This is a genomic window from Alistipes sp. (assembly GCF_048465575.1).
Classification (GTDB): Bacteria; Bacteroidota; Bacteroidia; order Bacteroidales; family Rikenellaceae; genus Alistipes.
Window position 1 is genome coordinate 28,445 of sequence record NZ_DBFWLG010000034.1, and the last position, 14,622, is coordinate 43,066.

A 14,622-nucleotide genomic window follows, 5' to 3' on the forward strand; every position below is an offset into this window, starting at 1 on the left:
TCGACCTATGAAAAAACTACTTTTGGCTCTGCCGCTGCTGCTTGCCCGTCCGCTTGCGGCCCAGACGGAACCCTGGCAGGACCCCGGGGTGAATGCGATCGACCGCTGCCCGATGCGGACGAGTTTTACGGTCTATCCCGACGCCGAAGCGGCGCTCCGGGGCGATGCGGCCGCCAATCCGCTTCGCCTTTCGCTCAACGGATTGTGGAAATTCGACTGGGTGGAACACGCCGACCAGCGGCCGACGGATTTCTACCGCGAGGATTTCAACGACCGCGCGTGGGGCACGATGCCCGTGCCGGGGCTGTGGGAACTGAACGGCTACGGCGATCCGGTCTACCGCAACGTCGGCTACGCCTGGCGCAGCCAGTACGAGAACGATCCGCCGCTGCCGCCCGTAAGGAACAACCACGTCGGCTCCTACCGCCGAACGATCGAGGTGCCTGCGGCGTGGCGCGACAAAGAGGTTTTCATCCATTTCGGGTCGGTGACCTCGAACCTCATGCTCTGGGTCAACGGCCGCCGGGTGGGGTACAGCGAGGACAGCAAACTCGAGGCCGAATTCGACCTGACCCCCTACCTGCGGCCGGGACGCAACCTGGTCGCGTTCCAGGTCTTCCGCTGGTCGGACGGCACCTACCTCGAAGACCAGGATTTCTGGCGCTTGTCGGGCGTGGGGCGCGACGTCTGGCTCCAGGCCCGCGACCGCAAACGCCTCGAGGACCTGCATCTGACGCCCGGATTGGACGGGGATTACCGCGACGGCTGGCTGGAGATCGCCGGCAGCGTGACGCGCGGGGTGCGGAGCCTCGACCTGACCCTGCGCGATGCGAACGGGCGGACGGTGGCTGAAAAATCGCTGCGACCCGACGGAAAGGGCCGGGTTGCAGGGCGTATCGACGTGGCCGATCCCGCAAAGTGGAGCGCCGAGGAGCCCAACCTCTACACGCTGCTGGCCACCGTGAGCGACGGGCAGCGCATCACCGAGGCGACCACGCAGGCGGTGGGATTCCGCACGGTGGAGATTCGTGACCGCCAGCTGCTCGTCAACGGTCGTCCGGTAATCCTGAAAGGCGTCAACCGCCACGAGATGAACCCCGACCGGGGCTATTACCTCACCGAGGAGGATATGCTGCGCGACATACGGCTGATGAAGCAGCTCAATATCAATGCCGTGCGCACCTGCCACTATCCCAATGCACCGCGCTGGTACGACCTCTGCGACCGCTACGGGCTGTATGTCGTGGGCGAGGCCAACCTCGAGTCGCACGGCATGGGCTACGACGAGCGGACGCTGGCCCGCGTCGAGGCGTGGCGCAAGGCCCACCTCGAACGCAACAGCCGCATGGTCGAGCGCGACCGGAACCACCCCTCGATCATCGTCTGGTCGATGGGGAACGAGGCGGGCGACGGGCCCAATTTCGAAGCGTGCTACCGGTGGATCAAAGAGGCCGATCCCTCGCGTCCGGTGCAGTACGAGCGGGCCGGGAAGCGGAAACATACCGATATTTACTGCCCGATGTACCTCAGCTGGGAGGATTGCGAAAAGTACCTCGACGGCGAGCCCGACCGGCCGCTCATCCAGTGCGAATACGCCCATGCGATGGGCAATTCGTTGGGAGGGTTCAAGGAGTACATGGACCTGGTGCGCAGATACCCGCTCTACCAGGGCGGCTTCATCTGGGATTTCGCCGATCAGGCGCTCGCCTCGTACAACGCGGACGGGAGCGTGACCTACAAGTACGGCGGCGACTACAACCCCTACGACACCTCGGACGACTCGTTCAATTGCAACGGCGTGGTGGCGGCCAACCGCACGCTGCACCCCCACGCCGAGGAGGTACGCCACCAGTACCGTTCGATCCTCACGACGGACGCCGATGCGGCCAACGGCGCCGTGAACGTCTATAACGAATACTTTTTCCGCGACCTGGGACGCTACCGTCTGGAGTGGAAGCTGCTGTGCGACGGCCGGGCCATGAGGAGCGGCGTGGTCGAAAAGCTCGCCGTCGGGCCCCGGGAGACCGCCCGCGTACAACTTGGCTATTCGGCGGCCGACATTCCCGCCGAAGCCTGCGAGGTGCTGCTCGACGTGAATTACGTGCTCGTTCGCCCCGACGGGCTGCTCGACGCGGGCGAGGCGGTCGCCTCGGACCAGATGGTGATTCGGGAGTACGACCCCGCGGCCGGTTTCGCGCTGCGGAGCGACCAGGCGCCGGAGGTAACCCGCGATGCCGGATACGTCTTTGTCGCGGGCCCCGACTGGCAGCTGGATTTCAGCCGCAAGACGGGTTTCCTGGAGCGCTTCCGATACCGGGGCCGCGAGCTGCTGGCCGAGCCGCTCAAACCCAATTTCAACCGCGCCGTGACCGAAAACGACATGGGGGCCGGGCTGGAGTACAAGTACGCCGCCTGGCGCTATCCGGAGATCGAGCTCCGCAGCCTGGAGGGCCGGACCGGGGAGCGTACGGCGCATGTGGTGGCCGTGCACGAACTGCCCGCGACGGGGGCCGTGCTGACGACCGAATACGAGATCGCGGGCGACGGCGCGATGACGGTGACCGAACGCATGGAGGCCGACCCGAGCCGCACGGACGTGCCCGACCTGTTCCGCTTCGGGATGACTTTCGCCATGCCCTCGCGCTACGGCGTGGTCGATTATTGGGGCCGCGGGCCGTGGGAGAACTACTGCGACCGCAAGAGCGCCGCCAAGGTGGGGCTCTACCGGCAGCCGGTGGCCGAGCAGTATTACCGGGGTTACGTGCGGCCGCAGGAGTCGGGCACACGGAGCGACCTGCGCTGCTGGCGCGTGGTCGATGAGAACGGAAACGGCGTGGAGATTCGCTCCGACGTGTTGTTCTCGGCCTCGGCGCTGCCGTATGACGTGCAGGACATCGAGGGGCCCGATCCGGGGCAGTCGAACCGCCACCCGGCCGAGATGGAGCGGCGCAACGCCACGTTCGTCAACGTGGACCTGAAGCAGATGGGACTGGGGTGCGTACACAGCTGGGGCGCCCTGCCCAAAGAGGAGTACCGCATTCCGTACGGCGACTACACGTTCCGGTTCAGCATCACGCCGCGCTGACGCGGACGGATAAACGCAAGAACGGGTGTACGGTCCAAACGTACACCCGTTCTGCATCCGTACCGGCGGGTTATTTTTTGACCCAGACGGCCAGCTTGCCGCCCCGGACCTTGAAGAGGGCTTTGCCGTCGGGACCGATGGTCACCTCTTCGTCGATGCTGCCGGTGATCTCGTGCCACGTCTCGCCTGCGTGCGCTTCGCCCACGCTCATCTCCTTTTCGCCGTCCTCGCCGTTGGAGAGGAGCAGGGCCACTCCCGAACCGGGATGCTCCGCATCGCCCGTGCGCGTGAGCCCGACCGTGCTGGGGTGGTCGAAATAATCGTTCTGATCGCCGAAAGCCTTGCTGCGGCGCGCTTCGAGCAGGATGTCGAGAATCTTGCGGTGGGGCGACGCCTCGCCGCCCATGCTGTAATAGTCGCCGTAAAAGATGCACGGATAGCCCTCTTTCATCAGGAGGATCAGTGCGTAGGCCTGCGGCTTGAACCACGATTTGACCTGCGACTCGAGCGAGCTGCCCCGCTGCGAGTCGTGGTTGTCGACGAACGTGACCGCCAGGGTGGGGTATTTCTTGACCAGCGTGTCGTCCAGCAGCGTGCGCATGTCGAACCCGCCGCCCTCCTGCGAAGCCTGGAAGAGTTTGAAATGGAGCGGCGCGTCGAACAGATCGACCGAGTGGTCCACGGCATCGAGGTAGGCCTCCAGGTCGGCGAAATCCCCGCTCCAGTACTCGCCCACGGCGTAGAACTCCTTGCCCCGCGCGGCCCGGACGGCGTGCATGAAATCGGCGATGAAGCTGTTTTCGATGTGCTTGAGCGCATCGAGCCGCATGCCGTCGGCGTCGAGCGTCTCGGAGATCCAGACGCCCCATCTCTTCATCTGGTCCACGACCTCGGGGTGGTCGAAATCGACATCGTTGAAGATCAGAAAGTCGTAGTTTCCGTTCTCGCTGTCGACGCCCTCGCTCCACCTTTTGCCCTCGCCCTGGATGAGGTAGATGGCCCGCTTGCCCGTTTCGTACACCTGGTCGGTGCCCGAGAAGTGGTACCAGTGCCATTTGAAATCGGAGTATTTGTCGCCGCGGCCCGGAAAGGTGTAACCGGTCCAACCCTCGACCTCCTTGGGCTCGCCGATGATCTTCTCGCGGTCGGTAGGGTCGACCTCGCGGGCCATGAATTTCTCGGTGTAGTCGGCCCCCGTTTTCTGGTTCATCACCGTGTCGATATAGACCGAAATGCCGTTTTCGTGCAGGGCTGCGACGGCCTCTTTCAGCTCCGAGATGGTGCCGTATTTGGTCCGCACGGTCCCTTTCTGGTCGAATTCGCCCAGGTCGTAGAGGTCGTAGACGGCGTAGCCCTCGTCCTGCTGCTCGTCGGCCTTGTAGGCGGGCGGAATCCATACCGACGTCACGCCCGCGTCGTGCAGGTGCTTTGCGTCTTCTTTCAGTTGTGTCCACAGTTTTCCGTCGTTGGGCAGATTCCATTCGAAATACTGCATCATTACTCCGTTTTTCATAGCGTTCGTATTTGTTTCGCTGCCGCATACTGCAAAGCGTGTGCAAAAACGGCAAGGCGCCCCGAAAAACGTTTCGGGACGCCCTGCGCGGTGCGGTCGGGAAGCACTCAGTCCTGCTCGGCCGGCTCGCGGCGGCGACTCTTCGGGGCCTCGTCGTAGTCGGACCACTGGAGGTTCGAGGTGGGCATAGAACGCTTGATCTCCTGGCTGCGCTCCTTGCTCAGCCGCTTGTCGGCCGTGCGAACCGTGGAGGTCGTGCGGTCTGTGCCCACGGGTTTGAGGTCCGTCAGCCCCTCGGTGCGGACGACCTGCTCGTAGGGGTTCTCGACATACTGCCAGTCCTCGCCCAGTCCCGTGCTGACGCCTTCGTTCCACGGTCCGCGGGCCTCCTCGCCCATCGAGTGGTTGGAGTAGAGGTTGCTGTAACGCGGGTCGCTTTGCAGCACGCCCGGCGGGAAATTGGGCTGAATGGTGTCCAGCGCGGCCTCGAACTGCTGGAAGTGGGCCACCTCGCGCGTCATCAGGAAATTGAGCGTGGCCTGCACGTCCTTGTCGTCGGTGAACTGCATGAGGTATTCGTAGACGATCTTGGCACGCGACTCGGCGGCGATGTCCGACCGCAGGTCGACCGTCAGATCGCTGTTGGCATTGACGTAGGCGCCCTGCCAGGGGAAGCCGTTGCTGTCCGTCAGGCGGGGGCCGCCGCCCGTCAGCACGCCGAACTGCGGATTGATCGAAAAGGCCGCATGGATCACGTCCTCCTTGCTGTTGCCCTCGCCGAAGACGTCGTTCTTCTCGGCGGCGTCCTTGAGGTTGCCGTTGACCCCGGCCAGCAGCATCTGGATGGTGGCGCCGACGATCTCGAGGTGCCCGAGCTCTTCGGTGGCGATGTCCATCAGCATGTCGTACTTGTCGGGATAGGGGTTGTGGCAGGCGAACGCCTGGACGAAATACTGCATGGCAGCTTTCAATTCGCCGTTCGGGCCGCCGAACTGCTCGAGCAAAAGGCGGGCGAAACGGGGGTCCGGGCGCGATACCCGGGCGTTGAACTGGAGTTCTTTGGAGTGGAAAAACATACAATTATCGTTTTAATTGGTTGAACTTGCGGCAGGGCCTGAATCGTCCGAAAAGGCACCGATCTGTTCCGTACAGGGCAAATGGCTTGCCAAAAAAAACGGTTTGCGAGGAGTTTGCGGTCCTTGAAACCCACAAAAAAACGGCCGCCGACGCGGCCGTTACTTGCGTTAGGACTACTTGCAGCAGTCGGAACTCTTCTTTTCGGACGAGGAGCCGTAGCCCGATTCTTTCTCTTTCTCGGGATCGAGGCTGCCGCCGTGGCTCGAGCTCTGGCCTCCGCTGCAAGGGCTGCCCTGGCCATACTCTTTCTCGTTCTGGCCGTATTGACCATGCTCTTTCTGGCCCTGGGCGTACTGGCCGCTCTGGCTCTGCTGGCCATACTCCTGCTGGCCCTGGCCGTATTGGCTGCCCTGACCGTACTGGCCGCTCTGACCCTGCTGGCCGTACTCCTGCTGGCCCTGGCCATATTGGCTGCCCTGACCTTGCTGGCCATACTGACCGCTCTGCGAGGAGGAGCCGTGGCTCTGGCCCTGGCCGTATTGGCTGCTCTGACCGTACTGGCCGCTCTGGCCCTGCTGGCCCGACTGGTATTTGTCGCCCAAGCTCTCTTCGTTCATCTTGCTGCCGTAGCTCTGGCCCGAGCCGCTGTTCTGGTGTCCATAGGACGAGCCCGACTCGTCTTTCCACGACGAGCCGCCGGTCTGCTGCTCCTGATAGGACTTGTTCTCGGTGCCGGGATAGGGCTGGTCGCTCTGCGAGTTCTGGCTGCCCGATTCGTAGCCGTTGCCCGTCGAATTTTTCATCTTCTCACGATCTTCGCCGTACATGTTGTCTTTCTTTTCCATAATCGAAATTTTAGGTGGTTCTGCTCTATGAACATGCAAATCGCGTACAAAGAGCGGATGGACGGGACCGAAAATGCTACCGTCCGTAGGTGTTGTCGTGCCCCTCGGTCTTGACGACCTTGTTGTAGAGGCCCATGATCAGGAGCGGTGCCGCCCACTGGCCCACCATCAGCGCGGTGTGCTTGCGCCGGCCGTGCATCAGGCACATGGAAACGGTCAGGGCGCTCAGACCGGCTACAAGATAGACCATCGAAGGAATCTTCGAGGTCCGTTTTTCGACGGCAACGGTTGCGCTGCCCTCTTTGGATTTATCGTTGTACATTTATGTTGCGGTTTAAAAAACCCGGAGCAGGCGCGCCTGCTCCGGGCAGTTCGACAATCGGTTGATTAATAGATCGTGACTTTGATCAGTTCGTTCACGGCGGGAACCGGGAACGTGCTGCCGACAGCCGTGATGGGCTTGTCCTCAGGCATGACCGTACCGCCGAAGATGTACTGGGCATTCCCTGCACCGGGGTACTGGCTGATGGCCGTACCGTCGTCGAGCAGTACCGTCTTGCTGGTCACGTCGCCCTTGGTCAGAGCGGCCAGCGCGGGACCGTTGGCGAAGAACCAGTCGTTCGAATAACCGAACATGGTTGCGAATGCCACTTTCTCGTTGGTTGCGGCATCGTAGGTGCACGACAGGCTCTCACCCGGCTCGGCGGTCTCGGTGATCGTGTAGATCTTGCGGACCTGCGGAACTTTCTCGAGCGAGGTCTTCAGCGGCGAGGGATCGCCGCGCTGTGCCAGAGCGGCCAGACCGAGCTGTGCGTCTTTCTGGTTGAGCGTATAGATGGGGTTCGTGTCACCCGTGTAGACCACGACGATGGCGCCTGCGAGGGTGGTGATGATACCCGTCTGCGAAGCTACGAGCGTCTGAAGCGGCGAAACGTTGCTGTTCTCGGCCAGCTGCGTGAGCTCGGTGCTCGATTTCTGGTCGACGCTGAAGAACGGCTTGTCCATTACCAGCTCGCCGTCCAGGATGTTCGATACGACGAATACGCCGCCCGAGAAAGGAGTCGAGTTGGCCGTGTTGTTCGAAATGTTGGTGATCGTGCAGGTGAAGAGCGACTGCGCTACATCGTAGGCCAGGCTGACCTGGAACATGTCCGAAGCGGCGGGGTAGGTGTGGCCTGCGGCATCGGTGCCGTTGACCTCGGTGACGACGCCCGTCTGGGGAGTACCCGGGTGCGATACGCCGGGCCCCGGCTGCTCGTTGACGCGCGTTCCGTTATCCCACAGCTTCACGGCATTGGCCACGATGCCCGTGTTGGGCACGCCCTGGTCGTTGAAAAGTGCGATACCCGGGTTGGCGGGAGCGAAGAACAGGTCGTTCGAATTGCTGTACTTGGAAACCAGCATCAGGCGCTGCCCTTTGGCGGCGTAGAACGTAAACTGCGAGGTGGCTCCGGGAGCTGCCGCAGCGAAGGTACCGCTCTGAACATAATTTTTCTTCGCAACGACATTCTCGAACTTGATGGTCGGTTTGGTACCGGGGGCACCGTTGTCGTCATCGTCATCGCACGCGGTAAATGCGAATCCTGCGAACAGCAAAGCCGCAGCGAGCGCGGCGGAAAAGTACTTTTTTTTCATAGCTGATTTTGATAATTAATTAAGTGAATATTCGGTTTAACCGTTGTTGCTTTTTATTATAATGTATCGGTTCATATCAATCGTCGGGATACTCTCCCGGCACATTACCTTGCATCATTAATGCCATAAAAATTACTTTTGCGCGGATCGGATTCGCTCACCGGATGCACCGCATTGGAAAACACGGGATAAAGGATGCGGAAAATTTTTCGGATGATTTCCGGCCGCCGACCCGTCGGGCGGGAGAAGCCTTTCGGCAGCTGTTTTGCAGGCAGGCATGCGATGAAAAAGTCACGCTCGGGCTTCCGAAAGCCTTGCGACGCACGAATCACACCAAGATGAACCGAACGACGAAAAACCTGCTCGCCTTGCAGCGGGACGAAATCACCTTGTGCGAAACCTATCGCCGCCTGGCCCGCTCCGAGAAAGATGCCGGGCGCCAGGCCGTGTTCGTACGCCTTTTGCAGGACGAGATACGGCATTGCGATGCGCTGCGCAGCCACACCGGGTGCGAGGTGGCGCCCGATGTCAAGCGGGTCGTACGCTATGTCTGGACGGGACGGATGCTGGGGCCTGCGTTCGTGGCGCGGCAGATGGAGCGGCGCGAAAAGGGGACCGAGCTGGGGTATGCCCGCTACTGCAAAGGGGCCGAGTTCGTGCAAATCGGCCTCGACGAACGACGGCACGGCGAGGAACTGACCCGTCTGGCCGCCGGGGTGCGGCTCTCGTACATGAGTTCCGTGGTGCTGGGGCTGAACGATGCGCTGGTCGAATTCACGGGGGCGCTCGCGGGCTTCACGCTGGCGTTGAACGATCCGCGTCTGGTGGCGCTCACGGGCGGAATCACGGGTATTGCGGCGGCTCTTTCGATGTCCGCCTCGGAATACCTCTCGACCAAGACCGACCGCAAGGGCGAAAAGCATCCGCTGCGTGCGGCCGGTTGTACGGGTGCGGCCTACATCCTCACCGTCGGGATACTCATAGCGCCCTACCTGATTTTCTCCGATGCGCTGGTGGCGTTGGGCGTCATGCTCGCGGCGGCGCTGCTCGTGATCGCTCTGTTCAACTACTATTATGCGGTGGTGCGGCGCGAGAGTTTTCGGAGGCGGTTTCTCGAAATGGCCATCCTCAGCTTCGGCATTGCCGGGATCAGCTTTTTGATCGGCTACCTGCTCAAGTTGATCGTCGGGGTCGACGTATAGAAACGAATTGCGCGTGTACTTTCCCCCGGGAGAAAGCAACACGCGCAATCGTGTCTGGCAGGTGCCGTCAGTCGTGCTTCTCGTGGAAGCGGTTGGTGGCCTGATCGACCTTTTCGTCGAACCAGTTGGAGGTTTTGGTCGCCCCCTCCTCGACCTTGTTCTTGATCTTCGTTGCAGCTTCGTCGATCTTGCCGCCGGCCTTGTCCATCCCCGAGCGGGTCTCGTTCTCGGCTTTCTTGAACCCCTCTTCGGTGCGGTGGGCCGCCTGCTGCCCTTTCTCCTCGAGGGTGTGTTCGGCCTCGCGGCCGTGCTCTTCGGCCCGGTTCACCGCTTTTTCGGCGTGGTCGTGCAGGGAGTCGGCGAAACGCTCATGGCGTGTGGTGTCGTCGTGTTTCATGGTGTAATGTGTTTTAACGTGTAGTGGTTGTTCTGCTGTGACGCGTGATGAGCGATACGATCCACAGGAGGACCACCGCTCCGATGACCGAGGCGATCAGCGTGCCGAACGTTCCGGTCGGCACCCATCCGAAGAGGGAGACGAGCCAGCCGCCCAAAAGGCCGCCGATCAGTCCGACGATCAAATTTATCAGAAGGCCGGACCCGCCGCCCTTGACAATCAGGTTGGCGATCCATCCGGCCACCAGACCTATGAGCAAATACCAGAGAAAATACATAGTTTTGTTGTGTTGGTTACGCACCCGAATGTGCAAAATCCGTACCCACGGAGATTATCCGACGCAAATAGATGAAAAAAGACACGCCCGGGGCGGGGCGTGCCTTTGCGTAAGTCGATGGGAGAAAAGCTATTTGCCGATCGCAGAGTAGCGGAAACCGGCCCGGAGCACCTCCTCCTTGTCGAAGATGTTGCGGCCGTCGACCAGCGCGTCGCCGCGCATGATGCGGTGCAGCAACTTCCAGTCGGGCATGCGAAACTCTTTCCATTCGGTAATGAGGGCGATGGCGTCGGCCCCTTGGGCGGCTTCGTACATGGTCTGCGCATAACGGACCCGCTCGCTGCCGATCCGGCGCCGGCACTCGGGCATGGCGACCGGATCGTAGACCGCGACCTCGGCGCCCGCAGCGGTCAGCAGGTCGATGACGACCAGCGCCGGAGCTTCGCGCATGTCGTCGGTCTCGGGTTTGAACGAAAGGCCCCACAAAGCGATGCGGCGGCCCCGAAGATCGCCCAGCAGCCCGCGGAGCTTCTCGAAGACGATCGATTTCTGCTCCTCGTTAACCCGCTCCACGGCCTCGATGACCTGCATCGTGTAGCCGTGTTCGCGGGCCGTGCGGGCCAGCGCTTTCACGTCTTTGGGGAAGCACGAACCCCCGTAGCCGCAGCCGGGGTAGAGGAACTTGTTGCCGATGCGGGCGTCGGAACCGATCCCCTTGCGGACCATCTCCACGTCGGCGCCCACGCGGTCGCAGAGGTTTGCGATCTCGTTCATGAACGAGATGCGGGTGGCCAGCATGGCGTTGGCGGCGTATTTGGTCATCTCGGCCGAGGGAATGTCCATGAACAGGACGCGGAAATTGTTGATCAGGAAAGGCCGGTAGAGCCGGGCCATCAACTCGCGGGCCCGCTGGCTTTCGACACCGACCACCACGCGGTCGGGCGACATGAAATCCTTGATCGCGGCGCCCTCTTTGAGGAACTCGGGATTCGAAGCCACGTCGAAAGGCACCTCGCGGCCGCGCTTGCGCAGCTCCTCCTCGATGACGGTTTTGACCCTCTGCGCCGTACCCACCGGGACGGTGCTCTTGGTCACCAGCACGGTGTACTTGTCGATCAGGCGCCCGAACGTGCGGGCCACCTCAAGGACATACCTCAGGTCGGCCGAGCCGTCCTCGTCGGGCGGGGTGCCGACGGCCGAGAAGACCACCTCGACCTCGGGGAGACACGCCGCCAGGTCGGTGGTGAAATGGAGCCTGCCGGCCTCGACGTTGCGCCGGACCAACTCTTCGAGGCCGGGTTCGTAGATGGGGATTTCGCCCCGGTTGAGCGCCTCGATCTTCTCCCGGTCGGTATCGACGCAGGTGATGTCGAGCCCCATCTCGGCAAAACAGGTTCCCGAGACCAGACCGACATAGCCCGTTCCCACAATTGCTATTTTCATCATATCCGTTTCATTCCTTTCGGAAGATAAAGATAGTGTTTTTTCGGGATATGCAAGGCCGGCTCCAGGAAAAAAGAGCGGTCCGGCCGCCCTTTTCCGCTATTTTTCCCGCATCCGCTCCGCCAGCCGACGGGCCAGGGTGCGGCACGGCTCGCAGACCGCGGGCGAGAATCCCTGCTTCATCTCCACCGGGTCGCACACGGCCTCCCATTTCATCCGCTGGGTGAATTCGCCCAGCAGGCGCACCGCAGCCCCGGCCCAGCAGAACGAGCCGAACCAGGCGAAGCGGCGGTTGGTCACGCAGCGCGAAGAGATCATTTCGAGCAGCTGCGCGACGGGCGGAAAGAGCGCACCGTTGTAGGTCGGGCCGCCCACGACGAGCGTGTCGTAGCGGAAGACGTCGCGCAGCACCTCCGAGGGATCGGCCGCCGAGAGGTTGTGGACCACGATCTGCCGGACGCCCTCCTCGGCCAGGTCGCGGGCGATGCGGTCGGCCATCTGCTCCGTGTTGCCGTACATCGAGCCATAGGCGATCACCACGCCCGGCTCGCCCTCATAGCGGCTCATGCGGTCGTAGAGGTCCAGCACGCGCCCGATCTGCTGCTGCCAGACGGGGCCGTGCGTCGAGCAGATCGTCTCGGGGGCCAGCGCCCGAACTTTGGCCAGCGCTTTCTGCACCGGCCCGCCGTATTTGCCCACGATGCAGGCGTAGTAGCGGCGCATCTCGTCCCAGTAGCGGTCGGGGTCGGTCTGGGAGTCGGTCAGGCCGCCGTCCAGTGCGCCGAACGTGCCGAACGCATCGCCCGAAAAGAGCGTGCGGCGCTCGGGGCACCACGTGACCATCGTCTCGGGCCAGTGGACCATCGGGGCCAGGTGGAACGAAAGGGTCAGCCCGCCCAGATCGAGCGTGTCGCCCTCGCGGACCTCCTCGGTGCCTGCGTCGATGCCGTAAAAGCCGCCGACCATTTGCAGCGTCTTCGCGTTGCCGACGATGCGGATGCCGGGGTAGACGCGGCGCAGGGCCGAGATCGAGGAGGAGTGGTCCGGCTCCATGTGGTTGATGACGAGGTAATCCACCGGCCGGTCGCCGATCTCTTCGCGGATGTTGTGCAAGAGGCGGCTGCCGAAGCCCTCTTCGACGGTGTCGATCAGCGCGACCCGTTCGCCCACGACCAGATAGGCATTGTAGGAGACCCCGTTGGGGAGCGACCACAACGCTTCGAAACGCGCCGTGGTCCGGTCGTTGACGCCGACATAGCGAATGCCGGGCCTTATTTCTGTAATAGCCATACTTGCGATTGGTTTTTGAACGAGGGCAAATTTACGAATTTTTGCGCATTCGAACAATCCGTGTGCCGATTCCGGACCGTCGGGTGCAAAAAAAGAACGGTGCCGGACGGAGTGATGAGCTTTGCTGGGAAACTGCCTCGGTTGTGCACCGCGGTCGCAGAGGAGGAAGGATTCGTTTTTTAAAATAAAAAGTGCACGGAGCGGTATTTGCTGTTAATGGCTTGAATGCCAAAGCATGAAGCATTTTGCCTTATCCGCTGCCTCTTCGCGGCAAGCGATTGATTCAAAGCCTCTCGCAACGCGGAGAGCCTGTCGGCGGAAGACGTTTCGCAGCTGCAAAAGTAACTTTCGGGCGAACGTCAACGTGCGCAAAATAAGCTGTTTAGTCTGGAAAATGTGCCATACGGCAGTAACTTAATCATTACCTTTATGCGCTTTTGTTTACAGTAAAAAAAGGTTTTTAAAACCATGAAAAACACGTTTAAGGTATTGTTTTATATCAAGAAGAATGCGCTGCTGCGCAACGGAAACGCACCCGTCATGGTGCGTATTACGATCAACGGCGAGCGCACGCATCTGTCCACGCAGCTGAGCGTGGCGCCGGAGTGTTGGGAGGCGGGAATGGGGCGCGTGGCCGGACGCGGCAATGCCGCCGAACGCATCAATTCGCAACTTGCGCGCATCCGCTACCGCATCGAATCCTGCTACAACCGTCTCTTCTGCGAGGAGGCTTACGTCACGCCCCTGCGGGTCAAGGAGCTCTACCTGGGGGTCGATCGCCGACGGCAGACCCTGCTGGCTTTCTTCCGCCAGCACAACGAGGAGTTCGGCCGCATGGTGGGTATCAGCCGCAGCAAGACGACTTATTATAAATATAGGTGCGTTTACAGTCACCTCGAATCGTACGTGCGCGAGCATTACCATCGTGCCGATCTGACGTTTCAGGAGTTGGACAGGGAGTTCCTCACGGGGTTCCATGCCTATATCGCCCGCGACTGCGCCCACAAGAAGAACACGATGTGGGTCTACCTGATCGCCCTCAAACACATCCTCATGCTCGCACGCAGCCGGGGATACCTTGCCCGCGACCTGTTTGCCGATTACAAACTCAGCAACGAGTTCGTCCGGCGCAACTACCTCACGATCGCCGAGATAAACACGATTCTCGGGCTTGAATTCTCGGACCGGACCCTGCGGCTGGTGCGCGATGCCTTTCTGTTCAGTTGCTTCACGGGACTTTCCTATGTCGATCTTTGCAGCCTTACCTCCGCGAACATCCAGCACGAGAACAAGCAGTTCTGGATCAGCACCACCCGCCGCAAAACCGGGTCGTCGGTCCAGGTGCGGCTCATGTCGGTGCCGCATGTCATCCTGCTGAAACACATGCCCGAAGCAGCCGACAGACGGATTTTCGACCTGCCGAGCAACGGGTGGTGCAACAAATGCCTCGAGAAGATCGTGCTCGCGGCCGGCATCTCCCGGCCGATTACATTCCACGCCGCCCGCCACACTTTTGCCACGACCATCACTTTGTCGCAGGGCGTAGCCATCGAAACGATAAGCAAATTATTGGGACACAAGAATATACGCACCACGCAAATCTATGCCTCCATCACCCGCTCCAAGCTCGATTCCGACATGGAACGCCTTTCGCGCCGCATCGACATGCTCTGTCCGGGCCGGGCGACGGCCGATATGGTCGGGAAATGACAACAAATCGTAACCGCCAGTGTGGGCCGAAACGGTGCATAGGCGGTTAAACGACAAAAATCGCCGAAAAAGGGCATTGTGAATTGTAAGCACATCTGCAATTATTCCGGAAATCTGTAAGTGTAAATCGGCCTCTCATGACGATCTG

Annotated in this window: 12 protein-coding genes; 3 read left to right on the top strand and 9 right to left on the bottom strand. The window is 61.3% G+C overall.

Annotated elements, in window-relative coordinates; all coding sequences use genetic code 11:
- Positions 1 to 7: 7 nt before the first annotated feature.
- A complete protein-coding gene (locus tag ACMQ11_RS08860; RefSeq protein WP_418992406.1) occupies positions 8 to 3,085 on the top strand; it encodes a glycoside hydrolase family 2 TIM barrel-domain containing protein in 3,078 nt (1,025 codons plus the stop codon).
- Between the two features lie 70 nt (positions 3,086 to 3,155).
- On the opposite strand, the gene ACMQ11_RS08865 is transcribed toward ACMQ11_RS08860, so the two are convergent.
- The 5 genes from ACMQ11_RS08865 to ACMQ11_RS08885 all read right to left on the bottom strand — a co-directional run bounded on the left by ACMQ11_RS08865 (position 3,156) and on the right by ACMQ11_RS08885 (position 8,155).
- Positions 3,156 to 4,598 carry an alpha-amylase gene (locus ACMQ11_RS08865; RefSeq protein ID WP_418992407.1) on the bottom strand — a complete coding sequence of 481 codons (1,443 nt, stop codon included), beginning with the start codon at positions 4,596 to 4,598 and terminating at the stop codon, positions 3,156 to 3,158.
- 107 nt (positions 4,599 to 4,705) lie between these two features.
- Positions 4,706 to 5,674 carry a manganese catalase family protein gene (locus tag ACMQ11_RS08870; RefSeq protein WP_418992408.1) on the bottom strand — a complete coding sequence of 323 codons (969 nt, stop codon included), beginning with the start codon at positions 5,672 to 5,674 and terminating at the stop codon, positions 4,706 to 4,708.
- Between the two features lie 174 nt (positions 5,675 to 5,848).
- Positions 5,849 to 6,520 carry a hypothetical protein gene (locus ACMQ11_RS08875; RefSeq protein WP_418992409.1) on the bottom strand — a complete coding sequence of 224 codons (672 nt, stop codon included), beginning with the start codon at positions 6,518 to 6,520 and terminating at the stop codon, positions 5,849 to 5,851.
- Between the two features lie 76 nt (positions 6,521 to 6,596).
- Complete coding sequence (locus tag ACMQ11_RS08880; RefSeq protein ID WP_418992410.1) at positions 6,597 to 6,842, bottom strand: hypothetical protein; 246 nt, start codon at positions 6,840 to 6,842, stop codon at positions 6,597 to 6,599.
- Between the two features lie 65 nt (positions 6,843 to 6,907).
- Positions 6,908 to 8,155 carry a spondin domain-containing protein gene (locus tag ACMQ11_RS08885; protein WP_418992411.1) on the bottom strand — a complete coding sequence of 416 codons (1,248 nt, stop codon included), beginning with the start codon at positions 8,153 to 8,155 and terminating at the stop codon, positions 6,908 to 6,910.
- Positions 8,156 to 8,493: 338 nt separating this feature from the next.
- On the opposite strand from ACMQ11_RS08885, the gene ACMQ11_RS08890 reads away from it, so the two are divergent.
- The gene (locus ACMQ11_RS08890; RefSeq protein WP_418992412.1) at positions 8,494 to 9,357 is read left to right on the top strand and encodes a VIT1/CCC1 transporter family protein; all 864 of its coding nucleotides are present in this window, start codon (positions 8,494 to 8,496) and stop codon (positions 9,355 to 9,357) included.
- Between the two features lie 67 nt (positions 9,358 to 9,424).
- Here the strand turns inward: ACMQ11_RS08890 and ACMQ11_RS08895 are convergent, their stop codons facing one another.
- The 4 genes from ACMQ11_RS08895 to ACMQ11_RS08910 form a co-directional block, all read right to left on the bottom strand.
- A complete protein-coding gene (locus ACMQ11_RS08895; protein WP_418992413.1) occupies positions 9,425 to 9,754 on the bottom strand; it encodes a hypothetical protein in 330 nt (109 codons plus the stop codon).
- A gap of 13 nt (positions 9,755 to 9,767) precedes the next feature.
- Positions 9,768 to 10,031, bottom strand: coding sequence for a GlsB/YeaQ/YmgE family stress response membrane protein (locus ACMQ11_RS08900; RefSeq protein ID WP_418992414.1), 264 nt, complete (start codon positions 10,029 to 10,031; stop codon positions 9,768 to 9,770).
- A gap of 129 nt (positions 10,032 to 10,160) precedes the next feature.
- Positions 10,161 to 11,474, bottom strand: coding sequence for a UDP-glucose dehydrogenase family protein (locus ACMQ11_RS08905; RefSeq protein WP_418992415.1), 1,314 nt, complete (start codon positions 11,472 to 11,474; stop codon positions 10,161 to 10,163).
- Between the two features lie 99 nt (positions 11,475 to 11,573).
- Positions 11,574 to 12,764 carry an FprA family A-type flavoprotein gene (locus tag ACMQ11_RS08910; protein ID WP_418992416.1) on the bottom strand — a complete coding sequence of 397 codons (1,191 nt, stop codon included), beginning with the start codon at positions 12,762 to 12,764 and terminating at the stop codon, positions 11,574 to 11,576.
- Positions 12,765 to 13,232: 468 nt separating this feature from the next.
- Here ACMQ11_RS08910 and ACMQ11_RS08915 point away from each other — a divergent pair, with 468 nt between their 5' ends.
- Positions 13,233 to 14,474 carry a site-specific integrase gene (locus ACMQ11_RS08915; RefSeq protein WP_418992417.1) on the top strand — a complete coding sequence of 414 codons (1,242 nt, stop codon included), beginning with the start codon at positions 13,233 to 13,235 and terminating at the stop codon, positions 14,472 to 14,474.
- Positions 14,475 to 14,622: the final 148 nt, after the last annotated feature.